Here is a 25,927-nt window from a genome sequence, read left to right on the forward strand (position 1 = left end):
CATGCACTACATGCCAAGCGCCAAGGTCGAGGAACAGCTCCTGAAGGAGATTGGCCTAAAGGACGTCGAAGAGCTCTTCACGGACGTTCCGCGCTCCGTGCGCGCCGACCTGGACCTCGCGCCGTCGATGAGCGAGATGGAGGTGAAGGCGACGGTCGAGGGCATCCTCGGGAAGAACCGCCACTTCGGCTCCTGCCCGTCGTTCCTTGGCGCCGGCATCTACCCCCATTACGTGCCGTCTGAAGTGAAGTTCGTCCTTTGGAGGAACGAGTTCCTCACCAGCTACACGCCTTACCAGCCCGAGGTGTCGCAGGGGTTCCTCCAGGCGATGTTCGAGTACCAATCGATGATATGCGAACTCTACTCGATGGATGTGGCGAACATCTCGATGTACGACGGTGTATCCGCGTGCGGCGAGGCGGCGCTCATGGCCGCAAGGTCAAGCGACGGCGACACTTACCTCGTGCCGAAGAACCTCAGTTGGGAAAAGAAGTCCACGATCGAGAACTACCTCAAGGGGACCGGCATCCGCGTCGAGGAGTACGCCTACGACGGCAAGACCGGTCAGGCGGATCTCGCCGATCTCGAACGCAAGATGACCTCCAAGGTCACGGGTGTCTTCATGGAGAACCCGAACTTCTTCGGGTGCTTCGAATCGAAGGCAGACACCGTGAAGCCGATCGTCTCCGCGAAGAACCCGGACGCGCTTTTCGTCGTCGGAGCGAATCCGATGTCCCTAGGCATTGCGAAAGGCCCCGGGGCATACGGCGCGGACGTCGTCGTCGGCGAAGGCCAGGTCTTCGGCCAGGGGATGAACTTCGGCGGACCAGTGCTTGGGATACTCGCGGCGACGGGTGAACTCGCGCGGCGCATGCCTGGCCGGATCGTGGGAGAGACCAAGGACGCAACTGGTCAGCGCGCCTTCTGCCTCACGCTCCAGACGCGGGAACAGCACATCAGACGTGAGAAGGCGACATCCAACATCTGCACTAACGAAGGCATGAACGCGCTCGCGGCCGCCTCGTATCTAGCGGTCGTAGGAGGTAACGGCCTTCGGAAGGTATCGGAGATCAACGCGAGCCGCGCGAAGCGGCTCTCGAAGGCGATAGGCGCCATCCCCGGTTTCAAAGCGCCCCTCTTCAAAGGACACCATTTCAACGAGTTCGTGGTCCAATCGAAGGCATCGGTCGCAAAGGTGCAAAGACTCCTTCTCGAGCGGGGACTCCATGGAGGCCTCGACCTCTCGAAGCGCTTCCCCGAACTTGGTAACGCCAGTCTCTGGGCCGTCACCGAGATGCACGCCGAGGCGACGCTCGAGACCCTCGTTTCCACGTTGAAGGAGGTGCGAGCGTGAGTCCCGGCGAAGTACGGGAGGCGCCCCGGGGCCACCGTCAGGCGCTCTGGGACGAGCCGCTCCTTTTCGAGTACAAGGATGAAGGGGAAGGCTTCAGGTTCCCGGACGAGAGGATAGAACCGGACCTCGTCCCTGCGAACCTCCGCCGTGACGCCGTGGCCATCCCGAACCTCACGAAACTCCAGATGATGCGCCATTACGTGCGCCTCTCGCAGAAGAACTTCGGCGTCGATTCGGGCGTTTACCTCCTCGGATCTTGCACGATGAAGTACAACCCGAAGTTGAACGAGGAGCTCGCCGTCCACCCCGCGGCGTCCGACATGCATCCGTACCTCTCCGAGGACGCGTGCCAGGGCTCTCTCGAGGTCCTCTACCGCTTGCAGGAGGCTTTGAAGAAGGTCTCCGGGATGGACGCGGTCTCGCTCCAACCGGCGGCCGGGGCGCAGGGCGAGTACACTGGTGTTCTCATCGCGCGCAAGTACCATGAGACGCGCGGCGACGAGCGTGACGAGATAATACTCCCCGACTCGGCGCACGGGACGAACTTCTCGTCCGCCGCGATGGCCGGGTTCAAGGTCATCGAGATCCCCTCCACCAAGGAGGGGACGGTGGATGTCGATGCATTGAAGCAAGCACTCGGGCCCCGTACGGCGGCCTTCATGATCACGAACCCCTCGACGCTCGGCATATTCGAGGACAAGATCCTTGAGGTCGCCAAGGCCGTCCACGCGGCCGGCGCGCTTCTCTACTATGACGGAGCGAACCTGAACGCGATCATGGGGATAACAAGCCCGGGCGCCATGGGTTTCGACATCGTCCACATCAACACCCACAAGACGCTCTCGACGCCCCACGGCGGCGGTGGACCCGGGGCAGGGCCCGTTGGCGTGAAGGCACACCTCAAGGATTTCCTTCCGGTCCCGATGATCGTGAAGCGCGGCGAGACCTACCACCTTGACTACGACCTCGCGCACACGATAGGGAAAGTGCGCGGCTTCTACGGGAACTTCGGGATATTGCTACGAGCCTATGCGTACATCCTAGCGAACGGCGGCGACGGTCTCACGCGCATAAGCAAGATGGCGGTGCTCAATTCAAACTACATGAAGGAGAAGTTGAAGGGCACGTTCGAGCTTCCCGGGAAACCCTTGCGCAAGCACGAGTTCGTCCTTTCCGCACGTAAGCTTCGGGACGAGAAGGGGATCCGCGCTTTGGACATCGCGAAGCGCCTCCTCGATTATGGTTACCACGCGCCCACCATCTACTTCCCGCACATCGTCGAGGAGGCCATCATGATCGAGCCCACGGAGGCGGAGACAAAGGACGACCTCGACCGCGTCATCGAGACGTTGAAGACGATCGCCGCCGAGGATCCGGAGCTCGTGCGCACCGCGCCCCACAATACGGCGGTCGCGAGGGTGGACGAGGTGGGGGCCGCAAGGACGCCCATCCTCAGATGGTCCCCCGCTGCGCAAGTGGAAACGGTGTTTCCACGGCGCGGCGGACCGAAGGACGGTCCGCCTGCGCCTCGCTGACCTGGTCAGCTTCGATCGCTCGGAACCCCATCTTGAGATGGCGGTCAGCCTAGCCTCGGTCCCTTCGGTGGCCTTCGGTCGCCAAACAGGGCTCACTGCGCCGCGCCGTGAAGCGGATTTCCCATGGGCGCGAGAACTTCTTTACCCGTCAAGCGCTTCTTGCGCCCGTGCCCCGCCGAATCGGCCTCATCGTGAACCCAATCGCCGGCATGGGAGGAGCCGTGGCGCTAAGGGGGACGGACGGGCAGGCGGACGAGGCCCGTAAGCGCGGCGCGGCGGCGCTATCTCCCCGACGAGCCGAGGAGTTCGTCCTGGCGCTTCGTTATGACGTGGAGATCGTGACTTGCGCCGGTGACATGGGCGAGCGCGTCTGCGACGACGCTGGCCTTTCCTGCATGATCGCATACACGCCCCGAGATCCCTCTACGGCGCAGGACACCACCGACGCGGCGATCGCATTGAAGGAGTTCGGCGTCGACCTCATCGCGTTCGTCGGCGGCGACGGGACGGCGCGCGACGTCTTTCGAGGCGTTGGCGCGTCGATCCCTATCCTTGGCGTCCCTTCGGGTGTCAAGATGTTCAGCGCCGTCTTTGCCGAAAACCCGCGCATCGCGGCCGACATCGTCACGGCGGGCTCATTGCCGGTCGAGCGGGAGATCGAGGACATCGACGAGGACGCTTACCGGCGTGACGAATATCGGGTCCTGCATTTCGGTTTCGCGCTTGTGCCGGCACATCCCGGGGTGCAGGCGGGGAAATCCGGATTCGACGCGGGCGGAGACGTGGATTCGGTGGCGAGAGCGGTCGTTGCCGAACGGGAAACGGGTGTCACGTACGTGCTTGGGCCTGGGACGACCCTTGCCGCGGTGAAGCGTGCCCTGGGAGTCGAGGCGACCGTGCTAGGCGTCGACGTCGTCCGCGATGGGAAGGTGTTGGCAAAGGACGCTGGTGAGCAGGGTATCCTCGCCGTCACGCGCGAGCCGGCGCGGATAATAGTCAGCCCCATCGGGCGGCAGGGATTCATCCTGGGCCGCGGAAACCTTCAACTCAGCCCCCAAGTGCTACGCCGTGTCGGGACCGGAAACGTCCACGTGGTGTCGACGTGGGAAAAGCTACACGCCCTCGACGCGCTGCGGATAGACACGGGCGATGCCGCGCTCGACGCGGCTTTCCCGGATTACATTAAAGTGCTCGTGGGCCCTGGCCAGACAAAAATGATGAGGGTCCATCGATGAGCGACGTGGAGACGGTCGAGGCTATCTGGCATGGGCCGAAGAAGGTGGCGCTTTCGGCCCGCGAGCACGAGATGATAGCGGATAAGCCCGTGGCGAAGGGCGGGACGGAGAAGGGCCCGATGCCGAGCGAGATCTTCCTTGCAAGCCTCGCCGCCTGCGAATCGATGTCGTTCATGCGCGTGGCAGAAGCGCGGAGGGTCCCCATCTCGGGCCTCAAAGTCACCGCTTCGGCGCATTTCGATGAAAAGGGCTTCATCGATTCCATCGAGTTGGTCTACGCCACCAAGACGACGGCGCAAGAAAGGGACGTCGCGAAGGTCCTGGAACTGGCCGAGAGATTCTGCACGGTGAAGGCGCTCGTCAAGCACTTGCCCGTGAAGTCCACCATCGCGATCGTACCGTAGCGGGACTCACCCATCGGCGCGACGGCGAAAACCGCGGCCGCGTGCCGGAATCCGAGTTTGCGAATACACTCTCGCCAAACATGGACTTGTTGCAGATTTCAACTTTGGGTAAACATATAAACGGGGTCGGTATTGAGGAACGGGAGGCTGCTACCCCTGACGCTCACGGAGGTCGTCTACAAGATCAAGAGCAACGATAATCTTCTCTGCCAGGCGACGGAGAAGAGCGACGACCTCAAGATCGTCACGAACCAGATCTCGTACGAGCGCGAGGCGCGTAACGCGAGGTTCCTCGTCACGGTGGTCGGTGACGACGCCCACACGAGCGAGGTGCTACAGGTCCTTCCGAAGCTTTTCGACAGCGCCGACGTGGTCGCCCGCACGAAGAACTCTGTGGCCGTGCGCGCTAGCGCATCCCTGCAGAAACTCATCGACACGAAGAACCCGAGTGCCTTCTCGCTCCAATACTTCAACGACCTCGCAATAGTGCACCCTTCGGTCGTCAAGGGCGGGTATTACAACACGCGCGTCATCGTCGTCGGGAAGGTGGACCTTGCGGAGCTACTCGCCGACTACGAGAAAGGGGCGGCGAGCGGCCTCTGGGACGACTTCAAGCTCATCCGCATCGACGATTTCGACCCCGAGCAGCAGGTGACGGGCGCTTTCATCGAGAACCTCACGGCAAAACAGCTCGAGGTCATCAAGACGGCGCTCGCACTTGGCTACTATAACACGCCGCGAAACATCACCCTGGACAACCTCTCGGCGATCTTCGGCATCTCGAAGGCGGCCGTCCATAACAGGTTGCAAGCGGCCGAAAGGAAAGTCATCAGCAAGTTCTTTTCCTGAGGCCGAGTGGGACGCCAAGCGTTCCACTGCGGCGGAGCGCAAAGTCATCTCGAAGTTTTTCTCGTAAGCTCCGACCCGTGGAAGGCGTAGCCTTCCACCAGGGCCGAAAGGAAAGTCATCAGCAAGTTCTTTTCCTGAGGCCGAGGGGAGGCGAAGCCTCCGCCACCGCGGAGCGAAAGGTCGTTTCCAGGTTCTTTTGGTCGAGCGCCGCCGGGTCGACGCGGAGCGTCCACCACGGTCGAACGAAAAGTGATCTCGAGATCTTCTTCTTGAGCCCGCGGGGTCCTCCACATTGGTCGCGACCGTCCGGCACGTCCGGGGTCGCAATCAAGGCAGGGACGGCCGGGCGGCGCCCGGGAACTCTAGAAGACGTGATCGACCCTTTCGCTTTCTTGCGTTTCAACCCAAGCGACGCCGCTTGCGTCCACGGGAGCGTTGCCGGAGCGCGTGCGGTGTCCAACAAGCGAGGATGTTGAAGTTCGCGCGCACGTACGGGTATCGGAGCCTCCGGATGGAGTCGGAGGGCGGGTCCATCCCGCTCTGTCAAGAAGGGCCAGGAACGGGATTTGAACCCGTGTCGAGGGATCCACAGTCCCTTAGGATAACCAGCTACCCCATCCCGGCCGTCGGGACACCCCTTCACGAGGTGTGGTGGGTGACCGCACTAAAGTGGAACCCTTATAAAAATCATCTGGGCCGGCGAGGGTGCTAGCGGCCCCAGCCTCTTCCCTTCGGTGCCACCTTAAGCCCGACCGTCGTGCCCATGACGAACACGATCGTCGCAAGAAGTGCTGAAAGCGTCACGGAGAGGAAAAGCTCCACGAGGCGGGACATGATGAGGCCCATTTCGACGCGTTTCAACGCCTCCTGGATGTTTTCGTAGGATTGGGCGGCAAGCAGCATGCTCACTAGGATGAAGACGAGTATGAACGCGGTCTCGGTCTTGAGGCCCTTTTTGAGGGCGTATCCGGCGATGACGCCTGCGAAGAGGAAGGGGACTCCGAAGTACATCATCAATTCGACGTTTATTCCGTCGACTGGCAGTGCCATGTGTGCATCCCATGGGTTCTATTTTTTACTTTATATGTAAACCCGTCGATTTCGGTTTCAGGCCTCCCGATGGCCATTTGTACGTATAAGTACGTACTCGGACGGGCATCGGTCAAGAGGTCGGAGGCCGTTCTCCTCCCGATGCCACCGAAGAGCGCCCCGTACTACATGGACGCAAACCTTCACGCGTACATCGAGGAACACGCTGGTGAGGACGACGTGCTGCGCTCCGTGCGCCGATATGCCCGCCAGAACCGGCTCCCATCGATCACGCCCGCGGCCGGCCGGATGCTCCAGATACTCGCGCGCGCCGTCCAGGCGAGGCGCATCTTGGAGGTAGGGACGTGCACAGGCTACTCGACCATCTGGCTCGCCCGGGGCCTCGCCCGCGCTGGCAAGGTCTACGCGTTGGAGATCGACCCGAAGTTCATCGCGCTTGCAGCCGAGCATGCCGAGAGGGCGGGTGCGCGAAAACGGATCGAGTTCAAGGAGGGTTTGGCCGCCGAGACGCTCAAGACACTCGACGCCGGCTCGTACGACCTCGTTTTCATCGACGCAGACAAGGAGAACTATCCGACGTATTTCCGGGAAGGTCTGCGGCTCCTACGAAAAGGCGGCATCCTCGCCGCCGACAACATGTTCTGGGGCGGCGACGTGCTCGACGCAGCCGTCAAAGACGAGGGCACACGGGCTCTTCGCGAATACACCCGCCTCGCGACGCAAGACGACCGCCTCCTGACGATTCTCTCGCCGCTCGGCGACGGACTTGCGGTCTCCGTGAAAGTCGCATGACGGTCGATCGCCGAACATGTGACGTGCCTCGCGCGCAGTATTTGACGCACGTCCCGAACCTATTTGTAAACGCAACGCCTATGACATGAAACCCAGCGGGGCCCGTAAAGCGGGGGCAATGGTGGTTCGTATGGTGAGGATCGAGAACAGGGTGATGATAGAGGCTCCGGTGGAGCGTGTCTGGAACGCAGTGTCGCCCCCGGGGAACCTGAAATTCCTCATGCCGGGGATCGTCGACTCGCAAGCTGCGAGTAAGCCTAGAGCCGGTCTCATGAAGCTCGCGTTGACGACGGACGACAACCGGCACTACGAGGCGAAGCTCGTCGAATTGAACCCAAGGCGCGACATCACGATCAAGGATTCCGACGGCAAGCAGACGAAGTGGCATTTCGAGGAGACGCCGCGGGGCGTCCTCGCGATAAACATCATCATGGGCGACATCCCGCAAGCAAGCATCGCCGGCTTGAAGAGGGCGTCGCTTGAGAAGATGATCAGCCTGAAAGAGCGCGTCGAGTAGGGACGCGTCTTTACGAAGCCGTTGGCAGGCCGCGCTTCAACCGTCGCCCGGGTGGTTCCATTCCGACATGAACTCCCGGTAGAAACCGCGCAACCGCTCCTGACGCACCTTCGCCTCTTGTTTCGCTGCGGCGGTATTGAATTCGTCCGGGGTCAACCGCATCAGTTTGTCGGCGAAATGTTGGAGCGTAGAATCGTCGCTTCCTTTGCCCTTCGTGTAGATGCGGTTCTCGATGAGATCCTCGCCGTCCCACATGGCGCGCCTGTTCATGCCGCCGAATGAGAAGGCGCGGGCGACACCGATGGCGCCGATGGCGTCGAGTTTGTCCGCGTCCTGGAGCACTTGCGCCTCAAGCGAGCAGTCGCGCTTTCCCGGTGGCCGAAAGGAGTAATCCGCGACCCGGTCCACGCATTCAAGTACCCGGGGATGCCAACGGACGGGCACGCCCGTTTCACGAAGGACGCGGGACGTGAGGTCCTGGACGCTTTCGTTTCGTAGGCGCGGCGGGATGCGGTCGAGGTCATGCGCGTAGGCCGCCACTGTGACGATCCGCGGATCCGCCTTCGCTTCCATCGCAAGCCATTCGGCATTCGCGGCGACGCGGTCCAAATGGTGGATGTCGTGCGCGGGGTCGAGAGCGCCCTCCATCATCGGCGCGACCAGTTTCCGGACAAGGAGGGGCAGTTCGTCCATCAACGGGCGCCGCCGTCTTCGGCCGCCGCTCCCGCCTTGTCCTTTCCGTTCCCGCCAAGCGCGTGGGCGATTATCCCGATGGGGTCGTAATACCGGTCCGCGACGCGCTCCTTCATCGGGATGATGCCGTTGTCCGTGATCTTGATGTGTTCCGGGCAGACGTCGGTACAGCACTTCGTGATGTTGCAAAACCCGATCCCCGCTTCCTTCTTCGTGAGGGGCACGCGGTCGACGCCGTCCTTAGGATGCATCTCGAGTCCGGCGATGCGGATCATGAACCGCGGACCGTAGAAGCCGCCTTCAAGGGACGGGTCCGTCGCCTTTTCGGCGTCGCGAAGCACATGGCAGACGTCCTGGCAGAGGAAGCATTCGATGCATTTTCGGAACTCCTGCACGCGGTCGATGTCGCGTTGCTGCATGTTGAACTCGCCCTTGAGGCGTTCGGCAGGCGTCAGGGCCTTCGGCGTGAGAGGCGGGATCCGCTTGTTCACCCGGTAATTCCAGGAGACGTCGGTGACGAGGTCCTTGATCCCCGGAAAGGACTTGATGGGGGCGACCGTGATGGGCGCGTCAGTGGGGAGCGAATCGAGCCGCGTCATGCACATGAGGCGAGGCACACCGTTAACCTCGGCGCTACAGGAGCCGCATTTGCCGGCTTTGCAGTTCCACCTGACGGCGAGGTCGTTGGCCTGGCTTGCCTGGACGCGGTGGACGGCGTCGAGGACGACCATGCCGACCTCGCGCTTTATCTCGTAGTCGACGTAGAATCCTTTTCCGCCTTGCCCACGCCAGATCTGGAGCCGGACGGTCGGTGGCCCGGCGCTCGAATCACCCACTTTCGCAGTGCTCACGGGGCGCCACCCGCCTGCGTGGATACGTCTTCAAGCTTCGAAGTGATTATCCGCTTGGCCTCCTCGCTCCAACGGGGAAGCGGTTCGAGGACCGTGGTCATTCTATCCCCGGTCTTCCTCGAGACGACGTTCACCGTTGCCCATTTGGATTCGTCCGTCTTCGGGAAGTCGTCTCGCGTGTGGGCGCCGCGGCTCTCCTCTCGTGCCAAGGCGCTGCGCGTTATCGCCTCCGCCATGACCAGCATGTGACCGATGTCGAGGCTTGCATGCCAGCCCGTGTTGTATTGACGGTTCCCGAAGGCGCCGGCGTTGCGGGCCCGGGATTTCAGCTCCTCGATCTTCTCAAGGGCCGTCTTGAGCTCGTCGGCCGTCCGGATCATGCCCACGTACTCGTGCATGGTCTCGCGCAGGCTCTCCTGGATCGTGAACGGGTTCTCGCCCTTCGGCCGCTCGAACGGGTCGAGCGCCTCGGCGACGGCCGCCTCCGCGAGCGGAGCCGGGGGCTTCGTCGCCGGATGCTCCTTGGCCCACCGGGCGGCGTACTCGCCGGCACGTTTTCCGAAGACGAGGAGGTCGGAGAGGCTGTTTCCCCCCAGGCGGTTCGCGCCGTGAAGGCCAGCCGCGCATTCGCCCGCCGCAAAGAGCCCGGGCACCGTAGTCATCGCGCTCTCGGCGTCCACACGGATGCCGCCCATGTGGTAGTGCATCGTGGGCCCCACCTCCATCGGTTCTTTCGTGATGTCGACGCCTGCGAGCTCCATGAACTGATGGTACATCGAGGGGAGTTTCCGCTTCACGTATTCGGGGTCCCGCCAACTGATGTCCAGAAAGGCGCCGCCGCGTGGCGAGCCACGACCGGCCTTGACCTCCGCGCGGATGGCCCTTGCCACCTCGTCGCGTGTCAGGAGTTCCGGAGGACGCCGGGCGGTCTTGTCGCCTTCAAGCCACCGTTTCGCCTCCTCTTCCGTGTCGGCGGTCTCTTTGGCGAATAGCGGTGAGATGTACTTGAACATGAAACGTTCGCCCTTGTTGTTTCGAAGCACCCCGCCTTCGCCCCGCACCCCTTCCGTCACGAGAATCCCGGCAACACTCGGGGGCCAGATCATCCCCGTGGGGTGGAACTGGATGAACTCCATGTCCATGAGGTCGGCTCCGGCCTCGTAGGCGAGGGCCTGGCCGTCGCCCGTGTATTCCCACGAGTTGGAGTTGATCTTGTAGGTCCTGCCGACACCGCCCGTCGCAAGCACGATCGCCTTCGTGTTGAAAAGGTGGAACCGGCCGGTCTCGCGCTCGTAGGCGAGACAAGCCGAGATCCGGTCGTCGCCCTTGAACAGCTTGACGACCGTGTATTCCATGAATACGTCTATCCCGCTGTGGACCCCCTTGTCCTGGAGCGTCCGGATGATCTCCAATCCCGTGCGATCGCCCACGTGGGCAAGCCGCGGGTAGGCGTGGCCGCCGAAGTTGCGCTGGTTTATCCAACCGTCCTTCGAGCGGTCGAACACCGCGCCCCATCGTTCGAGTTCGCGGATCCGCTCCGGCGCTTCCTTCGCGTGGAGTTCCGCCATCTTCCAATTGTTGAGGAACTTCCCGCCACGGCACGTGTCCCTGAAGTGCACCATCCAATTGTCACGCGAATCGACGTTGGCAAGGGCCGCCGCGGCACCACCCTCGGCCATCACGGTATGCGCTTTCCCAAGGAGCGACTTGCAGATGATTGCCGTCTTCGCGCCCCGCGCCGACGCCTCGATCGCGGTGCGTAACCCAGCGCCTCCCGCTCCGACGACCACGACGTCGTAATCGTGAGGATTGAAGGAGCTCAAAGGCGGCACCTCGATTCGTCAAACGCGCCCGCATGGTCCATGGGTGTGGGGCCCGCCCGTGTTTCGCCGATGCGCATCATGCCGGCACCCCGAAGACGGTGGTGACGCCGCTCGAGGCGACGTAGCGGATGTAGAGGTCGGTGAAGGCGACCCACAGGAGTGAAACCCACGCCCATGCCATGTGCCGGCCGTTGAGGACCGTCACTTTCGACCAGAGACCGTAACGTATCGAGGACGCGGCGTCGCACGAATAGCAATCCAGTCTTCCCCCGACGAGGTGCCTGAAAGAGTGGCAACCCAGGGTGTAGCCGGAGAGGAGGACGGCGTTTCCTAGCATTATCGCGGAGCCGAGTCCGAAGTACATGCCATTTGGCGTGAAGATGGATTTGATCGCGTCCTCCCAGTTGAAGACGAGGACGATGAGCGCCAAGTAGAGGAAATAACGGTGGAGGTTCTGGAAACTGAGGAGCCGGCGCTCGCCACGGTAGCCTTTTCCGGTCGTCCCCTCGACGGCACAACCTGGAGGTTGTCCGGCGAAGCCGCGGTAGTACGAGCGCCTATAATAGTAGCATGTGAAACGGAATCCCGCGGGGATGGGAAGAAGCACCGCAGCTGGGTACGTGAGGAATTGACCGAAGATGGGGATCGCGACGAGGATCCCGGGCACTAGGAACGTGAGGTCGGGGTTCCCGAACGGGGTCGCGTAGTGGTAGAAGCCGTTGTCGGCCACGTAGAAGGCGTTTTCGAGTACCCGCAAAGTCGCGTAGACGACGAACCCGCCGAGGACCGTCACGATGAGCGCTGGTTCGAGCCACCAGGCGTCTCGCCGCATCGTCCGGTTTCCCCAAGCGCGCGTGCGTACCGCTTCGGCTGCCATGGCGTCCAGCGTCGCGAAGCGAAGCGTGGGTCTTAAGGGTTATGTGGTGACCGTAAGGAGGCGAGGCGGCGTTGAAGAAGAACGGGCGCGCCTTGTCACCGGGAATCGGGCGACCGGTCCAAGGCGATCAGGCCATTCATTTGAGAACGCGCGGCGACCAAACCGATTTAAGGAACAGGCGCAATCGCTTCATCCAAGAGGAACCCGGCCTGCAGATGTCCACCAACGTGAACTTCCTTACCGACTCGCCTCCTCCAGCGCCAAGGCGCAAGCCCGACTGGTTGAAGATCCGGCCCCCCGCCGGCGAAAGCTACTCAAGGCTCAAGGAGTCGCTACGCGCGTTGGACCTGCACACGGTCTGCGAGGAGGCCCACTGCCCCAATGTGTCGGAGTGCTGGGGCGGCGGCACCGCGACCATAATGATCATGGGCGACGAGTGCACGCGTGGGTGCCGTTTCTGCGCCGTGAAGACCGCAGCCAACCCGCGACCGCTCGACGTCGACGAGCCCGAAAAAGTCGCCCACGCGATCGGACGAAGCAGGATGCTCGACTACGTGGTGCTCACGAGCGTCGACCGGGACGATCTCGCGGATCAAGGAGCGCCACATTTCGCCAAGACCATCGCGACCTTGAAGGCCAACTATCCGCACATCCTCGTCGAAGTGCTCATCCCGGACTTCCGCGGCGACGCCGCGTGCGTGCGTACCGTCGTCGACTCCCGACCTGACGTCGTGGCCCACAACGTCGAGACGGTGCGCCGGCTCACACCGAAAGTGCGCGATAGGCGGGCGACATACGACCAGTCACTCCAAGTGCTTCGGGCGATCAAGGCAATCGATCCGACGCGGTTCACCAAGACGTCGATCATGCTAGGCCTTGGCGAACAGGACGACGAGATCCGTGAGACGCTTCGCGACCTGCGGGCCCACGGCGTCGACATCGTGACCTTCGGCCAATACCTGCAGCCGTCCTCGTGGCACCTTCCGGTCGCAGAATACGTGTCGCCCGCGAAGTTCGACCAGTGGGCGAAGGAGGCCAAGGAACTTGGTTTCCTCTACATCGCTAGCGGTCCCCTCGTGAGGTCCTCTTACCGCGCCGGCGAGCTTTTCATGAAAGGGCTTATAGAGTCTCGAAGGATTCCGGAAAGCTCCATGGAGGAAACCGCATGACCCCGCAGATGGTCCGACTCATGGAAAGCGGACGGAAGGCGACCAATGAACTCGATCTCTCCGATTCCGACCTCAAAGCGCTCTTCGAGTACATGCTGCTCACGCGCGCCATCGATTCGCGTCTCATCAACCTCCAACGCCAGGGCCGCATCGGCTTCTACCTCGCCTCCACGGGACAGGAGGCTACGTCGGTGGGCGCCGGCTACGCACTCGAGTCGCCGGATTGGATCTTCCCCCACTACCGCGACCCCGGGACGGCCTTGGTCCGCGGCGTCACGGTGCGCGAGATGGTGAACCAATGTTACGGCAACAGCCTCGACAACGTGAAAGGCCGCCAGATGCCCGTCCACTACTCGTGGAAGGACAAGAACATGGTCTCCATCTCGTCGCCGCTTGCCACCCAGATAATCCAAGCGCAGGGCGCCGCCCACGCGGTGAAGATCAAGGGCGACAAGGTGGTCGTCCTCACGACGTTCGGCGACGGGTCCACTTCTGAAGGCGACTTCCACATCGCCGCCAACATGGCGGGCGTGTACAGGACGCCGCTCGTCATGTTGTGCGAGAACAACCAATGGGCGATCTCGGTGCCGCTCAAGTACCAGACCGCGTCCGAATCCTTTGCGATAAAAGCGGTCGCCTACGGCATACCCGGCGTGAAAGTCGACGGGAACGACGTGCTCGCCGTCTACAAGGTCGTGAAGGAGGCCGTCGACCGCGCCCGCCGCGGCGAGGGGCCGACCCTCATCGAGGCCTATACTTTCAGGATGAGTTCACACTCCACAAGCGACGACAACACGCGTTACACGCCGCCAGCGCTCTTCGAGGAGTGGAAGAAGAAGGATCCGATCGACCGTTACAGGAAGTTCCTCCAAGACGTCGGCCTTTGGAACGAGGCGTGGGAGAAGGAGCACGTCGATGAGGCGCAACGGCTCGTGGACGAGGCGATAAAAGAGGCCGAGGCGGCCGGACCGCCGCCCACGGAATCCATCTTCGACGACGTCTACGAGACGAGACCCCCGAACCTCCAAGAACAGTGTCGAGAGTACATGGGTTTCCTCAACGAACGAGGTCAATGACATGCCAGAAATGACGCTCATCCAGGCAGTGACGCACACGCTCGACCACGCCCTCGGCACGGACGAAAGCGTCGTGGTCTTCGGCGAGGACGTCGGAAAAAACGGCGGCGTCTTCCGGGCGACTGACGGGTTGCAGGCGAAGTACGGCGAGAAGCGCGTGTTCGACACGCCGTTGAACGAGAGCGGTATCATCGGGACCGCGGTCGGGATGGCGCTTTACGGGCTTCGGCCGATCCCCGAGATCCAGTTCGCGGACTTCATCTACCCGGCCTTCGACCAGATTGTGAACGAGGCCGCGAAATTGCGCTACAGGAGCGGTGGCCAGTACACGGTCCCGATGGTGATCCGCACGCCCTACGGCGGTGGGATCAAGGGCGGCCATTACCACTCCCAGTCCAACGAAGCCTACTTCACGCACACGCCGGGATTGAAGGTCGTCATCCCATCGAACCCTGCCGACACGAAGGGGCTTCTCCTTTCAAGTATCCGCGACCCCGACCCGGTCCTCTTCATGGAGCCGAAGAAGATCTACAGGGCGATCAAGGGCGACGTCCCCGCAGGCGATCACACGGTGCCGCTTGGCGAGGCGAAGGTCGTCCGTCCCGGAAACGACGTGACGCTCATCGGTTGGGGCGCGATGCTGCACACCTGCCTGGCCGCCGCGGAGACCGCGGCGAAGGACAACGTCTCATGCGAGGTGATCGACGTGCGCACGCTCGTCCCGCTCGATGAGGAGACGATACTCAAGTCCGTGAAAAAGACGGGGCGCGTCGTCATCGTCTACGAAGCGCCCCGCACCGGCGGATTCGGCGGGGAGCTAAGCGCGATAATCGCGGAGAAAGCGCTCGAATACCTCGAAGCGCCCGTCTATCGCGTCACCGGCTTTGACACGCCGTTCCCGTATTCGCTTGAGAACCTCTACATGCCGGACGCGAACAGGATATTGGCCGCAATCGAGAAATCGGTGAACTTCTAAGGAGAAAAAAGCGTGGTCTTCGAGTTCAAGCTTCCTGACGTCGGCGAAGGCATCCACGAAGGCGAGATAGTCAACTGGCTCGTCAAGGAAGGCGACGCCGTGAAGGAGAACCAGCCGATCCTCAACGTCATGACGGACAAGGCTACCGTCGAGATCACGTCGCCTAGGACTGGGCGCATCGCGAAGATACTCGCGGCCGAAGGAAAGGTCGTGAAAGTGGGCGACGTGATGGTGACGATAGAGGAAGGAGCAGGACCGGCATCGACCAGCCAAAGCCCTTCGGGGACCCCCGCCCCCGCAGGCGGGGCAGCAGCCCCGCCGAGGCCCGGCGGAACCGCAGGTTCCGCGAGAGACCTAGCCCCCCCCGCCGCCCGACAAGCCCCGACCGGGACCCGCCCGGAAACACCCGCGAGCGCAGCTCACGCCTCAGCTGGTGTCGCCAAGGAAGAGAAGACCCTCTTCGAACTCCCTAAGGACATCCCGCTCGGCACCCGAAGGATCCAGCGTGGAAGCGCAACTAGCGCAACCGCCGCCATGGAGACGCCCGCGCGGGCCAAGACCCTTGCAACCCCCTCAACGCGCAGGATGGCACGCGAGATGGGCATCGACATCAACAAAGTCCCCGCGAGCGGGCCGGCGGGGCGCGTCACGAAAGACGACCTCAAGGGCCTTGGCTCTGGCACCACTGCGACGCGGGAGACCCTCCCGGCGGCGAGCACCATCGCCTCGCGGCAAACGGCGGTCGCCCTGCCAAGGCGCGAGATGGAAGAGCGCGTCCCGCTACGAGGCCTCAGGAAGAAGATCGCCGAGCAGATGGTGCGCTCCAAGCACACTGCGACCCACTTCACGTACGTGGAGGAGGTCGACGTGACGCAACTCATGCACCTTCGAGACGCCGCCAAACACTCGGCGGAGAAGGCCGGGATAAAGATCACGTACCTTCCTTTCATCATCAAGGCCACGGTTTCCGCGTTGAAGCAGTTCCCGATCGTGAATTCAAGCCTCGACGACTCGACGGGTGAAGTCGTTTACAAGAAGTACTACAACGTCGGTGTGGCACTTGACACCCCGGACGGCCTCATGGTGCCCGTGGTCAAGGATGCGGGGTCGAAGACGATCTTCCAGATCGCCGCCGACATCGAACGCCTCGCGGAGGCCGGAAGGAACAGGAAGATCGCCCTCGAGGACCTGAAGGACGGCACGTTCACGATAACGAGCCTGGGAAAAAGCGGCGGAATACTCGCCACCCCGATAATCAACTGGCCGGAGGTCGCCATCATGGGTGTCCACAAGATCAAAGAGACACCGGTCGTCAACAACGGCAAGATCGAGATCGGCCACTTGATGAACCTGAGTTTCTCGTTCGACCACAGGGTCGTGGATGGGGCAGTTGGGGCGCAGTTTGCGCAGGCACTCATCAGGTACCTTGAGGATCCGAAGTTGCTGTTGCTGGACATGATGTAGTGGGCCTGGAATCGCTGGTGTTTTGTGGGCATTGCATGCGGCGAAGGCACCATCGACGAAGTTTATATATATTACTTAAGTATGATAAGTAAACGTGCCTACAAGCAAGAATTCGGACTTGGTCTGCGTCCCCGTGAAGATCAAGGCTCTCATGAAAACCATCAAAGGTCCCCTCACGTACGGCGAGTTGATCTCAGCACTTCTTCGTGAAACCGACGTTGCCGCCTTTCAATCCCGGTTGAAAGAGGAGCTCGCGATGACCGCCGATCGCGCAACGATGCTACAGACTTCTCCTTCCGCCGAAGGCTCGGGCCCAAGACGAACGGCCTCGAAGCAACTGCTCATCGCCGAACTCGCCGGACGGGCTTGGACGACTTGGGTCGACGCGGGCCGCGTCACCAGATTAGGGCCTCGTCGCTACCGTTGGAACCTTCGGCCTTCAGTGATGAAAAGCGGGGTGACGATTGTCCGCCGACCCGGTCGCGGTCTCCCTTCTAGATAAGGCCCGTCGATCGACAGACGATCTTGAGGCCAGACTCCTTCTAACGGCGGCCCTTCAACGCATCGCCGATTCGCTGGGACTTCAACTCGTCGTCGTCGGCGGAACGGCGGTCGATTTCTACGCGGCAGGCGCGGCCGGCACAAGCGCAGGCTACCCGAAGAAGTGGCAGGCGAGCCGCGACGTCGACCTCGTGGCCCTCTCGCTACGTGCGAGTTCCGCATCCGAAAACCAGTTGCGGCGACGCTTGGAGGCCGAACTCGGAATCGACCCCGAACCCTTCGCTCCAGATGACGACGGCCGCGTTTCCTATCGGCGAGGCCTTACCGTCCCAGACTTCCAGCACGGCGTCGAAATCGTTGCCAACGAGCTTCGCGGTGACCCGAAGGCGGAACGCGTGTTCACGGTCGAGATCGAATCCCAACCCGTGGTCCTTCGCGGCCCGGAGGACGTACTGGTCGCCTATGCCGAAAGCGGGTGGGACCTCTATGATGGACGCGATTGGGAGCGAGCGCTTGCCGTCTGGCGGACCATGGAGCAAGAAATGGACGTGGACTACCTCCGTCGTCGCGCCATCGACAGGAGGATGCCAGGTGTGCTCGAAGAGGTCATTGCCCAAAGGCCGCTTCCGGATAGACGAGAGCGACTCCGATAGCTTCGGCAAGCCCTGTCCCAGGCACCTTCTTGGGACTAACGCCGCTCTGCCAGTCGTTCCGTCCGCGGAACTGGTGGCGGGATCGGTCCCGCGGCGGCTAATGCCGTCGTGGGACTAGGCGTGGAATCCGGGCTTCCGTGAGGCGGCCCGGGTTCTACTCGCCCACGGATGGACTTTCGGCGCTCGCCGCCACCCTCATACCAGGATTATCGGCCTCTTGGTCGCCCGCACTCGTTTTGCCTTGCCCTTGCGCTCAAGGATCACGAGTCCTAGCTCTTCAAGAAGCGTCATGTCGCGGCTCACGCGTCCCGTGTCGCGCCCCAGGCTCTTGGCGAGTGCCTTGACGCTGTCGAATCCATCGCGTTCGCGAAGCCGATTGAGCAGTCTCACGCGCTCCTTCGAGAAGGTCCGCGCCAGGAGGTCCGGGTCGAGGGGTATTGCGAGGAAGTCGTCGGGGTACTTGTCGGGATTCTTGATTACGTCACCTGTAAGGGCGAAGGCTCGTCGAAGGTTTCGATCAACTTGGCGACGCCGCGCTGCGGAAATCATCGAAGCGCAGCCTCCACGCGTTCCCGGAAGATCGTCCAGTTCTCGAGAATGTCGCTTCGCGCTTCTTGCAGGGCGACTTTCAACCTGGTCGAACGCTTTTCGCGGGCCATGGTAGTGACGCGATCCTGTTCAGGGAGCCAAGCGCGGTGGAGGTGAACATAACCGTGACACGTGTCGTACCGCGCGACCTCATGCCACGCGCCACCGATTCTGGCGCGGTAGTTCAACGCGAAGGACAATACGCGCCCCCTTTGTGTCCGAATCGCGACATCGATGACGTCATCGAGTGATAGATCGACCTCGTACCTCTTATATATTGTCCTCATGGGTCAATTGACCTCAAAAGCAACTTTAGTGATGAAACGCCGTCGGAAGCGCACACGGGCCGCAAGGTCATCAGAGTACTGTCGGGGGACATCGCCGAAAACGGCGGCAGGCGGCGAAACTACTCCCGGGCACGGGTCCGGCCAGACATTTGTTCCCAGAGCGAAAGCGGCCATGACGAGATGCAGGCCGACGTCGATTGGCATCGGTCAGATCGACGCGAAGAATTCGGAGCGAAGCCGAACAGTTTCCTGGGACGATACGTCCACGTCTAGGCCCAGTTCTTTGCGTTTCTCTGCGAGCAGGCAGCCATCGACGAAATCCACGAGACGCGCACCGGGACGGCTGGCCTCGGAGCGGGCGTCGGTCGTGCAGTGGCCGGTGGTGATGAGGATGCCGTGCTGGGAGCGGGCGTCGAGCGGGGCGCGAGCGGCCAGGACGAAGGTTATATGCGGCGGGGGCGTGATTTGAACACGCGAACGCTCGTCCAAGCGTCGCCCGATCTAGAGTCGGGCGCCATCCCGCGCTAGGCGCTGGATGACTCGCTACGCTCGTCATCTGCGTAATCGCCCGCTCACGCGGTCGCTTACGACCCGCCTAGTCCCTTTTTGTTTTCTCGTGACTTGAACTTGCACAGGGGACCCGTCGCCGAATTCGGTGGCAGGCGGCGAAACTACCCCCTTGAGCCGACGTCAGGGCCAGCGCGTTTGCACCTTCGACGAACTCTCGCGGAAAGAATCACGACAGCGGAGCAACTTGCCTCGATTGACGCTTATGCCATCAAAAACCCGGACGCGCCGCGAATCCAGAATCGTCGACGTCTGCCTTCGATGCGGTTCAGACGTAGAGCGGTGCCATTTCTGCCCTGACGCGGCACGCCACTTCGTTTCCCCACCGATCGATCACGTTGGCGACCGCGACCTCTACGTCTGCGACAGGCACTTGGTCTTACTCAACGTGGAGGACGGCGGTTTTGCAAATCCCTCCATTCATTTCCACCCGCGGTGCTTCGCAAGCTTCCGCAGCTCGTCCATAAGTTTGGGCACGTGGATTTCCACCGTGCTCCACACCTCTGATAGTTCAATCCGGTCGTATCCGTGTATCAAGAGGTCCCTGAACCTCGCCATCTCGGTCCAGGCGATCTGCGGCGTCTCCTTCTTGAGGGCATCCGAAACGCGTTTGGAGATCTCACCGATGACCTCGAAATTGCGAAGCACTGCATCTTGCGCCATTTCAGACTGATGGAACGCGCCCTTGCCGCCACTCGTGTGTCGGGAAATGCGCTCGGCGAGTTCCAGCATCTGGAGGACGTAGAGCCGGTCCCGGTCGACTTTCAAGGTCAAACCGCGACGGCCTCCGCGAGGACCGTCTGGCGCATGAGCGGGTGGAGTGCTCCTTGGGAAACGACATCAACGCGCGCTCCGAGCAGTCGCTCCAGATCATCGACGAGTCCCGCGTGGTCGACGAGGGTTCGTCCGGGCTCGAACTCGACTAGGAAATCAATGTCGCTTCTCTCGTTCGCATCGCCGCGGGCCACCGAACCGAAAACGCGGATGTTTTTGGCCCCCCGCTTGGCGGCGAGGGCCAGGATCTCCGCTCGACGCTTTCGGATCATGCGCAGCGTATCCGTCGGGATCACGTCCGTGATTCCACCTCCGGAGGCTTCAAACCTTCCCTCCGGGCAAACCAAGCATCGGAGGGAAAACGCGGCCTTGTGGCCGAAAACGGCGGCAGGAGGCGAAACTACTCGCATGAATCGCTCAACGGCACGCGCGTTTTCACCTTCGACGAACTCCTGCTGGAAGAACCACGGTGGAAGGCTGACTTTCCTCCAGTGACGCTTATGTCATCCAAAACCCGTACCCGCCGCGAATCAAGGGTCGTCGACATCTGCCAAGCGTGCGGTTCAGACGTCGAGCGGTGCCACTTCTGCCCGGATCCAGCAAGACACTTCGTATCGCCCCCGATCGATCACGTCGGCGACCGCGACCTCTACGCATGCGACAGGCACCTGGTCATACTCAACTTGGAGGACGCCAGCTTTCGAAAAGAAGTGACCGAACGGCTGGGCAACGCGCAGTGGGAGATCGGGATGTATTCGCCGGCGGATGGGTGCGAGTGCGATACGTGGGGATGAATGACGGCGCGGCCTAGAGGCGGCCAGTGGGCACCGAGGCCGGTTCGCGAGCGTTGCGCGGGGGGGAGTGGCCCCCAGGTAGCGGCGGACGGCCCCGGGGCCCCGCACACGCCGTAGGCAGACCGCCTGGCTGAACCTTGTCGGTCACATCTCTTCGTGTCGACAGTCGCGGGTCCGTCACGAGGTCGAATAGCCGAACAGTCGGTCATACTTCTTGTGATCGATGATGAAGAGGATGGTGACCACGTTCTGGCGTCCCGCTTCGGTCGGAATCGTGTAAAGTAAGCGCCAGCCTCCGGGGATTTCGCCCCGCCAGAGGTTGGAGATTCCGTATCGCTTCCGCAGGGCAGGGGGGATGAGCACCCGCCGAACGTGGTCTCCTGCCTGGCTGTCGCCGGCCAGGCGGTTTATCCACCACCGCACTTTGCGGCGTTGACGCGGCGATAGGTCTGGTAGCGCGCCCTCTGCTTCGGCCGTCAGGTAGACCGAGTTGATCATGCGATCCGCTTGTAGGTGAGCCGGCGCCACGCCTTGTCGTCCGTCACGAGTGACCAGACGACGCCCTTTGACCCTTCGGTGACAAAACCGAGGCGCTTCAGCTCATCCACGGCGAGCCTTACCATCGAGTGCCGCACGGCCCGCGCCTCCATGCGACGCTTTACCTCATTAAGAGTCAATGGGGCGTCGGCGTCGCGCAAGATAGTCTCGACTTCGTGCAGGGTCGACAGGGTGGGGCCTCGTCCCTTCAACTTCGGGGGCCGTGGAAGTGACATTCTCGTTACTTGCATTTGTCGTTACCTATCATTAAGATTCCGGTGGGTGTCGTTATTACGGCCTCCGGTATACGCGCTCTCCTTAGATGGTCGCCGAAAGTGATGGCTCGGAAGATGGGAGAAGCGTTCGGCGATGGTGACGACGCCATACCCTTCGTGCCGTCGCCGATGGCCCAAGAAGTCACCGGCGACCTCCAAGAGTGCGGCAAGGACCGGGTGTTACTCAACGCGGAGCATGGGAGCTTTCGAGGCGAGGTGCTCCGACAGCTCGGAAGCGTGCCGTGGGCGATCAGGATGTACGCGGCGACGGACGGGTGTGGGTGCGATACGTGGGCGTGAGGACGGCGTGCGATGGGATTGGCGCGCCTGGCGCAAGCATTTGCGGTCATCGCAAGGACGCGGGGCGAAGATTATATGCGGCGGGGGCGTGATTTGATTCCGTGGAACTGCGATTCCACGTCACCGGCGACCCTTGGCCGCCGGCCTCGCGAACGCTCCGTCAAGCGTGCCAAGTCTTCAGCCGGGCGCCATACCTGACTAGGCGACCCCGCCTAGTCCCTCTTTCTTTTTCAAGCTCTTGAAGTTGAATCTAACCCCCGTCGCCGCAAACGGCGCTAGGAGGCGAAACTACTCGCTTGCGCCGGCTAAGCCGCAGCGTGGGGGCACCTTCGACGAACCGCTGCAGGAAGAACCACGCTGGTGGCGCAACTTGCCTCGATTGACGCGTATGTAACCCAAGACCCGAACGCGCCGCGCACACCGTGGCGTCAGACCCTTTCGTGGTCACTCGTCCAGGACAGCAAGTCCTTCGTGGTCCAGATCCTCGCGCCGGTGTTTTCGAAATGTCGCACGTTCTGCGTCCAGATCCCGTCACAATCCAGAGCCAACGCCAGAGCGAGGAATGGCGCGTCGCCTGGATCCCGGCCGCGCATCCGATTGGTCGCCTCACCGATGAAAGCATCATAATCCACGCGGGCGACGATCTCGATCCCGTCGGTCACGAGCAAGAAGAGCAGGTTGAATTCGGGTCCCGATAGATTGGCGCGTTCGATTATCGCTCTTCGATGGCGTCGCATTTCCGCAAGCATCCATTCGGGTGCCACCAGGCCGAGCGGCGGGTCCACGAGGATCGCGCGCGTCGCCCCATCGCGAAGAAGTGCGGCGAAAACGACGTTCGAGTCGACGACGAGTCTCACGAAAGGCCGTGTCTTTTGGAGATGCCCTTCTTGACGAGCCGGTCCAACTCTTCCACGTCGTCGCGGGTGAGCCTGCTCTTTTGGGCGATGGCGTCAGCGATCTCGAGCTTTCGAAGGTGATCCTCGATGGCGCGCCGGACGACCGCGCTCCAATTGACCTCATCGTGGCGGGACATCTGGTCCTTGAGGTCGTCGGGCACGGAGACCGTCAGGTTCGGCATTGTGGATTCACGTGATATCACACTATTACACATCCTCATAGATATTGGTTGCGGTGGGCGGCTCCTGGTTGGCCACGACGGCCCATCGCCCTTCAACCTTCCATCGAAATCAAGGTTCACCCGGGACCCGTCGCCGAAAACGGCGGCAGGAGGCGAAACTAATCCGAACGACGGCCACGTTGACACGCACCTAAGTGGTCGCACCTAATGCCGCGCCAATGGAAGCCATTCCAGCGCTCGCTAGATTGACCGAAAACACGCTGGCCGGAGCCGGGCGGATTCGTGTGAAGGGACATCCACGCCAAGCCCGAGATCCTTCAGTTTCTCGGCGAGAAGGTAGCTGTCGACGAGATCGACGAGACGGGCGCCTAGGCGGCCGAAGAATTTAAGCGGGGCGGGGGAGATTCGAACTCCCGAGGGTGTGAGCCACCTACCGGGTCTTCAGCCCGGCACCTTGACCGCTCGGTCACCGCCACGCGGGCTTCGCCCGCTTCGCCTCGGACACTTTCGTGTCCTTCGGCCCCGCGGACGCCGGCACGCGTCGGCACGTCGTCCGCGCCTTGGGCGCGGGCGACACCGTGGTGGCTCGGTTCTCCATAGCTTTTAGGGGTCTTGACTTCGAAGGGGACCCCCGTCGCCGAAAACGGCGCTAGGCGGCGAAACTACTCGCTTGGGCCGGCTGAGCCGCAGCGTGGGGGTACCTTCGACGAACTCCCGCTGGAAGAACCACGGTGGAAAGCTGACTTTCCTCCAGTGACGCTCATGCCATCGAAGACCCGGACCCGCTGCGAATCAAGGGTCGTCGACATCTGCCCGCGATGCGGTTCAGACGTCGAGCGGTGCCACTTCTGCCCCCAAGCGGCAAGACACTTCGTATCGCCCCCGATCGATCACGTCGGCGACCGCGACCTCTACGTGTGCGACAGGCACCTCATCCTACTCAACGTGGAGGACGCCAGTTTCCGAAGGGAAGTGATAGAAGAGCTCGGCAGCCCGCAGTGGGAGATCGGGATGTACGCGGCGAGGGACGGGTGCGGGCACGATAGGTGGGAATACGGCGCCAAAAACGGTTGGCGTGCCTACGACGTCAGCAAGAGTAGCCACACAGGAATGCTCCAGACGTCTGCTCCGACGTCGAACGCATCCCTGGTCGCAAGCAAAGGGATGACGTCGTTGGTTTCTCGGAAAGCGTCGCCGAGACGTTTGCGGCCTGTGCTGCCTGCGGCGCGGTACTTGCATTCGACGGCGAGCCACGTGCCAGGAAGCTCCACCAGGAAGTCGACCTCAGGTCGCTCCCAGTAGCCGATGCGTCCGGCGCGATGGCCTATGGTGTTGAACTGTAATCGGCGCAAGTGGTCAAAGAGGACGCCTTCCACGATCCGTCCGATTTCGCCCGACCGTTCGAGATCCTCAAGCCGCGGGGAGGCCGACAGGTATGTGCGCAATCCCGCGTCTTGGATGTAGGCCTTGTCGGCTTTCGCGGGAACGATCTTGAGGGACCCGTTGAGTTGGGGAAGCTGGTGGACGATGAACAGCTCCTCGGCTATGCTTTTCCAGGTGGCGGGTGTCTCCTTGTCCACTCCAAGGTCTTTCGCGTACGAGGCCGCGACGAATTTCCCGCCCTGCTCTTTTGCAAGCTTTGATAGGAAGGCGCGAAATGCCCCGGGTTTGCGCACCTTCTCGTAAAGCTTGAGGTCCTTGCTCAAGACCGTGTCCGTCGTGTTCTCGAAAAAGCGCATCGCGTCTTCCTCGGTGGAGGGCGGCTGCGCAGCGGGATACCCGCCGCGTAGGACGTAGATGTCGAAAAGCGCCTTGATCTCGCCTTCATGCTCGCTGGCGGCTCTGTAGAGCGCCTCCAAACTGGAGGCGAGCGCGTGTCTCGAAGCGCGCGTTGACGTCGCGAATAGGCGCCTGGTCGCTCTCGCCTGCGCGTGAAGGGGTCCTGTCGTTGGCAGGGCGTTTTGGACCACTTCACCGAATTTCAGCGGGTGGATATGGCTTCGCTCGACGCGCCCAGGAAGGTCCGCCGTGGGCGGATTGATGAGGGCCGCGCTGCTGCTGCCAGTGGCGAGCACCCTCAACGCCGGGTGGTACAGGTCGTAGAGACCCTTGAGTTCGCTTCCCCAATCCGGAAGAGTGTGGACTTCGTCGATGAAGAGGAAGACCGCATCTTTCGTGCGGGACACTTGTTCTTGGAGGATGAATCGTTCGTATGCTTCGATGACGGGTGCCAAGTGGCCGCCCATCGCGAGCGACAGGGCAGGGTTGTCGGCGGGAACGTACAAGACGCGTTCGCGCGGGACGTTCTCCTCAATCAGCGCGGCCATGAGATGGCCCAAGAGCGTTGTCTTTCCGACCTGGCGCGGGCCTGCGACGACCTCGAACGGCAGTTCCCGGATCCGGTTGTGAAGATGTTCGAATGAGCGTCGTTTGTGTGGGCTACGGCGGATCAGGTCCGAGACCTGCCCCGTCTCCCAGTGACGATTGAACTGCCGGAGGACGCGGATGATGTCGGCGTCGGGCATGCTCTTAGATAGCCACCGAAGTTTATAAGGATTCGGATGTAACCGATAATTCTCATAGTATTTTCTCGGTTATGACCGAAAACCGCCCACAACGGATGAAAACGGCGACCGCCAGCGAAACCATTCACCCGGAACGGCCAAACCGGGGCGTGCAGGCACTTCGACGAACTCCGCGGGAAGAACCACGGTGGCAGGGCAACTTGCCTCGATTGACGCCCGCGCCCTCCAAGATCCGAACGCGCCGCGAATCAACGGTGGTCGACATCTGCCCTCGATGCGGCTCGGACATCGAGAGGTGCCATATCTGTGATTTGACGGCGAGGCACTTCGTATCGCCCCCGATCGATCACGTCGGCTACCGCGACCTCTACGTCTCGCGGCAT

At 62.0% G+C, this 25,927-nt stretch carries 30 protein-coding genes and 2 tRNA genes; 15 read left to right on the top strand and 17 right to left on the bottom strand.

Features of this window, described 5'->3' with window-relative positions; translation table 11 throughout:
* Window positions 1-10: 10 nt before the first annotated feature.
* From gcvPA to HY556_05810, 5 genes are all read left to right on the top strand, one after another.
* Window positions 11-1,354 carry an aminomethyl-transferring glycine dehydrogenase subunit GcvPA gene (gene gcvPA, locus HY556_05790; GenBank protein MBI4393295.1) on the top strand — a complete coding sequence of 448 codons (1,344 nt, stop codon included), beginning with the start codon at window positions 11-13 and terminating at the stop codon, window positions 1,352-1,354.
* Window positions 1,351-2,889, top strand: a complete 1,539-nt coding sequence (gene gcvPB, locus HY556_05795) for an aminomethyl-transferring glycine dehydrogenase subunit GcvPB (GenBank protein MBI4393296.1) — start codon at window positions 1,351-1,353, stop codon at window positions 2,887-2,889. The genes gcvPA and gcvPB overlap by 4 nt, the downstream gene beginning before the upstream one ends.
* A 209-nt stretch (window positions 2,890-3,098) precedes the next feature.
* A complete protein-coding gene (locus HY556_05800) occupies window positions 3,099-4,124 on the top strand; it encodes an ATP-NAD kinase family protein (protein MBI4393297.1) in 1,026 nt (341 codons plus the stop codon).
* Window positions 4,121-4,528, top strand: a complete 408-nt coding sequence (locus HY556_05805; GenBank protein ID MBI4393298.1) for an OsmC family protein — start codon at window positions 4,121-4,123, stop codon at window positions 4,526-4,528. Before HY556_05800 ends, HY556_05805 begins: the two co-directional genes overlap by 4 nt.
* 132 nt (window positions 4,529-4,660) lie before the next feature.
* Window positions 4,661-5,377, top strand: a complete 717-nt coding sequence (locus HY556_05810) for a helix-turn-helix domain-containing protein (GenBank protein MBI4393299.1) — start codon at window positions 4,661-4,663, stop codon at window positions 5,375-5,377.
* Between the two features lie 551 nt (window positions 5,378-5,928).
* Here HY556_05810 and HY556_05815 read toward each other — a convergent pair.
* A tRNA-His gene (locus tag HY556_05815) sits at window positions 5,929-6,001 on the bottom strand.
* 84 nt (window positions 6,002-6,085) lie between these two features.
* Window positions 6,086-6,427 (bottom strand): hypothetical protein, encoded by a 342-nt coding sequence (locus HY556_05820; GenBank protein MBI4393300.1) that lies wholly within the window; start codon window positions 6,425-6,427, stop codon window positions 6,086-6,088.
* Window positions 6,428-6,568: 141 nt separating this feature from the next.
* On the opposite strand from HY556_05820, the gene HY556_05825 reads away from it, so the two are divergent.
* Entirely contained in the window at window positions 6,569-7,219 is a 651-nt protein-coding gene (locus tag HY556_05825; protein MBI4393301.1) for an O-methyltransferase, read from the top strand.
* Window positions 7,220-7,349: 130 nt separating this feature from the next.
* A complete protein-coding gene (locus HY556_05830; GenBank protein ID MBI4393302.1) occupies window positions 7,350-7,736 on the top strand; it encodes a hypothetical protein in 387 nt (128 codons plus the stop codon).
* 36 nt (window positions 7,737-7,772) lie between these two features.
* Here HY556_05830 and HY556_05835 read toward each other — a convergent pair whose 3' ends face one another.
* The 4 genes from HY556_05835 to HY556_05850 all read right to left on the bottom strand — a co-directional run bounded on the left by HY556_05835 (window position 7,773) and on the right by HY556_05850 (window position 11,980).
* A complete protein-coding gene (locus HY556_05835; GenBank protein ID MBI4393303.1) occupies window positions 7,773-8,429 on the bottom strand; it encodes an HD domain-containing protein in 657 nt (218 codons plus the stop codon).
* Window positions 8,429-9,223: a succinate dehydrogenase/fumarate reductase iron-sulfur subunit gene (locus tag HY556_05840; protein MBI4393304.1), complete on the bottom strand. Its 795-nt coding sequence runs from the start codon at window positions 9,221-9,223 to the stop codon at window positions 8,429-8,431. The genes HY556_05835 and HY556_05840 overlap by 1 nt, the downstream gene beginning before the upstream one ends.
* A 53-nt stretch (window positions 9,224-9,276) precedes the next feature.
* Complete coding sequence (locus tag HY556_05845; GenBank protein MBI4393305.1) at window positions 9,277-11,103, bottom strand: fumarate reductase/succinate dehydrogenase flavoprotein subunit; 1,827 nt, start codon at window positions 11,101-11,103, stop codon at window positions 9,277-9,279.
* A 76-nt stretch (window positions 11,104-11,179) separates the two neighbouring features.
* Window positions 11,180-11,980 carry a succinate dehydrogenase gene (locus HY556_05850; GenBank protein MBI4393306.1) on the bottom strand — a complete coding sequence of 267 codons (801 nt, stop codon included), beginning with the start codon at window positions 11,978-11,980 and terminating at the stop codon, window positions 11,180-11,182.
* 215 nt (window positions 11,981-12,195) lie between these two features.
* On the opposite strand from HY556_05850, the gene lipA reads away from it, so the two are divergent.
* The 6 genes from lipA (at window position 12,196) to HY556_05880 (ending at window position 17,819) form a co-directional block, all read left to right on the top strand.
* Window positions 12,196-13,149, top strand: coding sequence for a lipoyl synthase (gene lipA, locus HY556_05855; GenBank protein MBI4393307.1), 954 nt, complete (start codon window positions 12,196-12,198; stop codon window positions 13,147-13,149).
* Window positions 13,146-14,225: a thiamine pyrophosphate-dependent dehydrogenase E1 component subunit alpha gene (locus HY556_05860; protein MBI4393308.1), complete on the top strand. Its 1,080-nt coding sequence runs from the start codon at window positions 13,146-13,148 to the stop codon at window positions 14,223-14,225. The genes lipA and HY556_05860 overlap by 4 nt, the downstream gene beginning before the upstream one ends.
* A 1-nt stretch (window position 14,226) precedes the next feature.
* A complete protein-coding gene (locus tag HY556_05865) occupies window positions 14,227-15,201 on the top strand; it encodes an alpha-ketoacid dehydrogenase subunit beta (GenBank protein MBI4393309.1) in 975 nt (324 codons plus the stop codon).
* Window positions 15,202-15,213: 12 nt separating this feature from the next.
* Entirely contained in the window at window positions 15,214-16,665 is a 1,452-nt protein-coding gene (locus HY556_05870) for a 2-oxo acid dehydrogenase subunit E2 (GenBank protein MBI4393310.1), read from the top strand.
* A gap of 94 nt (window positions 16,666-16,759) precedes the next feature.
* Window positions 16,760-17,167: a hypothetical protein gene (locus tag HY556_05875; protein ID MBI4393311.1), complete on the top strand. Its 408-nt coding sequence runs from the start codon at window positions 16,760-16,762 to the stop codon at window positions 17,165-17,167.
* On the top strand, window positions 17,130-17,819 hold the full coding sequence (locus HY556_05880; GenBank protein MBI4393312.1) for a hypothetical protein: 690 nt from the start codon (window positions 17,130-17,132) through the stop codon (window positions 17,817-17,819). Before HY556_05875 ends, HY556_05880 begins: the two co-directional genes overlap by 38 nt.
* Window positions 17,820-18,014: 195 nt before the next feature.
* Here the strand turns inward: HY556_05880 and HY556_05885 are convergent, their stop codons facing one another.
* The 5 genes from HY556_05885 to HY556_05905 form a co-directional block, all read right to left on the bottom strand.
* Window positions 18,015-18,368: a hypothetical protein gene (locus HY556_05885; protein ID MBI4393313.1), complete on the bottom strand. Its 354-nt coding sequence runs from the start codon at window positions 18,366-18,368 to the stop codon at window positions 18,015-18,017.
* Window positions 18,365-18,694 (bottom strand): hypothetical protein, encoded by a 330-nt coding sequence (locus tag HY556_05890; GenBank protein MBI4393314.1) that lies wholly within the window; start codon window positions 18,692-18,694, stop codon window positions 18,365-18,367. Before HY556_05890 ends, HY556_05885 begins: the two co-directional genes overlap by 4 nt.
* A 207-nt stretch (window positions 18,695-18,901) precedes the next feature.
* The gene (locus HY556_05895; GenBank protein MBI4393315.1) at window positions 18,902-19,183 is read right to left on the bottom strand and encodes a hypothetical protein; all 282 of its coding nucleotides are present in this window, start codon (window positions 19,181-19,183) and stop codon (window positions 18,902-18,904) included.
* Between the two features lie 498 nt (window positions 19,184-19,681).
* Window positions 19,682-19,993 carry a DUF86 domain-containing protein gene (locus tag HY556_05900; protein ID MBI4393316.1) on the bottom strand — a complete coding sequence of 104 codons (312 nt, stop codon included), beginning with the start codon at window positions 19,991-19,993 and terminating at the stop codon, window positions 19,682-19,684.
* Window positions 19,994-20,031: 38 nt separating this feature from the next.
* The gene (locus tag HY556_05905; protein ID MBI4393317.1) at window positions 20,032-20,307 is read right to left on the bottom strand and encodes a nucleotidyltransferase family protein; all 276 of its coding nucleotides are present in this window, start codon (window positions 20,305-20,307) and stop codon (window positions 20,032-20,034) included.
* Window positions 20,308-20,406: 99 nt separating this feature from the next.
* Between HY556_05905 and HY556_05910 the strand changes: the two genes are divergently transcribed.
* Entirely contained in the window at window positions 20,407-20,829 is a 423-nt protein-coding gene (locus tag HY556_05910) for a hypothetical protein (GenBank protein ID MBI4393318.1), read from the top strand.
* A gap of 177 nt (window positions 20,830-21,006) precedes the next feature.
* Here HY556_05910 and HY556_05915 read toward each other — a convergent pair whose 3' ends face one another.
* Together HY556_05915 and HY556_05920 are read right to left on the bottom strand one after the other, a co-directional pair.
* A complete protein-coding gene (locus tag HY556_05915; GenBank protein MBI4393319.1) occupies window positions 21,007-21,327 on the bottom strand; it encodes a hypothetical protein in 321 nt (106 codons plus the stop codon).
* Window positions 21,324-21,464, bottom strand: a complete 141-nt coding sequence (locus HY556_05920; protein MBI4393320.1) for a hypothetical protein — start codon at window positions 21,462-21,464, stop codon at window positions 21,324-21,326. The genes HY556_05915 and HY556_05920 overlap by 4 nt, the downstream gene beginning before the upstream one ends.
* 252 nt (window positions 21,465-21,716) lie before the next feature.
* On the opposite strand from HY556_05920, the gene HY556_05925 reads away from it, so the two are divergent.
* The gene (locus HY556_05925) at window positions 21,717-21,941 is read left to right on the top strand and encodes a hypothetical protein (GenBank protein ID MBI4393321.1); all 225 of its coding nucleotides are present in this window, start codon (window positions 21,717-21,719) and stop codon (window positions 21,939-21,941) included.
* A 428-nt stretch (window positions 21,942-22,369) separates the two neighbouring features.
* Here the strand turns inward: HY556_05925 and HY556_05930 are convergent, their stop codons facing one another.
* The 4 genes from HY556_05930 to HY556_05945 all read right to left on the bottom strand — a co-directional run bounded on the left by HY556_05930 (window position 22,370) and on the right by HY556_05945 (window position 25,544).
* Window positions 22,370-22,798, bottom strand: a complete 429-nt coding sequence (locus HY556_05930) for a PIN domain-containing protein (GenBank protein MBI4393322.1) — start codon at window positions 22,796-22,798, stop codon at window positions 22,370-22,372.
* Window positions 22,795-23,019: a hypothetical protein gene (locus HY556_05935; GenBank protein ID MBI4393323.1), complete on the bottom strand. Its 225-nt coding sequence runs from the start codon at window positions 23,017-23,019 to the stop codon at window positions 22,795-22,797. Before HY556_05935 ends, HY556_05930 begins: the two co-directional genes overlap by 4 nt.
* Window positions 23,020-23,409: 390 nt before the next feature.
* Window positions 23,410-23,493: transfer RNA gene (locus tag HY556_05940), tRNA-Phe, on the bottom strand.
* 605 nt (window positions 23,494-24,098) lie between these two features.
* Window positions 24,099-25,544, bottom strand: coding sequence for an ATP-binding protein (locus tag HY556_05945; GenBank protein ID MBI4393324.1), 1,446 nt, complete (start codon window positions 25,542-25,544; stop codon window positions 24,099-24,101).
* Between the last annotated feature and the right edge of the window lie 383 nt (window positions 25,545-25,927).

Source organism: Euryarchaeota archaeon, from assembly GCA_016207515.1.
In the GTDB taxonomy this organism is placed as follows: domain Archaea; phylum Thermoplasmatota; class SW-10-69-26; order JACQPN01; family JACQPN01; genus JACQPN01.

Excerpts from the sequence above, each read along its gene's own strand:
- gcvPA (MBI4393295.1), top strand. The coding sequence starts at position 11 with ATGCCAAGCGCCAAGGTCGAGGAACAGCTCCTGAAGGAGATTGGCCTA.
- HY556_05800 (MBI4393297.1), top strand. The coding sequence starts at position 3,099 with ATGGGAGGAGCCGTGGCGCTAAGGGGGACGGACGGGCAGGCGGACGAG.
- HY556_05805 (MBI4393298.1), top strand. The coding sequence starts at position 4,121 with ATGAGCGACGTGGAGACGGTCGAGGCTATCTGGCATGGGCCGAAGAAG.
- HY556_05820 (MBI4393300.1), bottom strand. The coding sequence starts at position 6,427 with ATGGCACTGCCAGTCGACGGAATAAACGTCGAATTGATGATGTACTTC.
- HY556_05825 (MBI4393301.1), top strand. The coding sequence starts at position 6,569 with ATGCCACCGAAGAGCGCCCCGTACTACATGGACGCAAACCTTCACGCG.
- HY556_05830 (MBI4393302.1), top strand. The coding sequence starts at position 7,350 with ATGGTGAGGATCGAGAACAGGGTGATGATAGAGGCTCCGGTGGAGCGT.
- HY556_05835 (MBI4393303.1), bottom strand. The coding sequence starts at position 8,429 with ATGGACGAACTGCCCCTCCTTGTCCGGAAACTGGTCGCGCCGATGATG.
- HY556_05850 (MBI4393306.1), bottom strand. The coding sequence starts at position 11,980 with ATGGCAGCCGAAGCGGTACGCACGCGCGCTTGGGGAAACCGGACGATG.
- lipA (MBI4393307.1), top strand. The coding sequence starts at position 12,196 with ATGTCCACCAACGTGAACTTCCTTACCGACTCGCCTCCTCCAGCGCCA.
- HY556_05860 (MBI4393308.1), top strand. The coding sequence starts at position 13,146 with ATGACCCCGCAGATGGTCCGACTCATGGAAAGCGGACGGAAGGCGACC.
- HY556_05865 (MBI4393309.1), top strand. The coding sequence starts at position 14,227 with ATGCCAGAAATGACGCTCATCCAGGCAGTGACGCACACGCTCGACCAC.
- HY556_05885 (MBI4393313.1), bottom strand. The coding sequence starts at position 18,368 with ATGATTTCCGCAGCGCGGCGTCGCCAAGTTGATCGAAACCTTCGACGA.
- HY556_05890 (MBI4393314.1), bottom strand. The coding sequence starts at position 18,694 with ATGAGGACAATATATAAGAGGTACGAGGTCGATCTATCACTCGATGAC.
- HY556_05900 (MBI4393316.1), bottom strand. The coding sequence starts at position 19,993 with ATGCTGGAACTCGCCGAGCGCATTTCCCGACACACGAGTGGCGGCAAG.
- HY556_05905 (MBI4393317.1), bottom strand. The coding sequence starts at position 20,307 with ATGATCCGAAAGCGTCGAGCGGAGATCCTGGCCCTCGCCGCCAAGCGG.
- HY556_05915 (MBI4393319.1), bottom strand. The coding sequence starts at position 21,327 with ATGATCAACTCGGTCTACCTGACGGCCGAAGCAGAGGGCGCGCTACCA.
- HY556_05925 (MBI4393321.1), top strand. The coding sequence starts at position 21,717 with ATGGGAGAAGCGTTCGGCGATGGTGACGACGCCATACCCTTCGTGCCG.
- HY556_05935 (MBI4393323.1), bottom strand. The coding sequence starts at position 23,019 with ATGCCGAACCTGACGGTCTCCGTGCCCGACGACCTCAAGGACCAGATG.
- HY556_05945 (MBI4393324.1), bottom strand. The coding sequence starts at position 25,544 with ATGCCCGACGCCGACATCATCCGCGTCCTCCGGCAGTTCAATCGTCAC.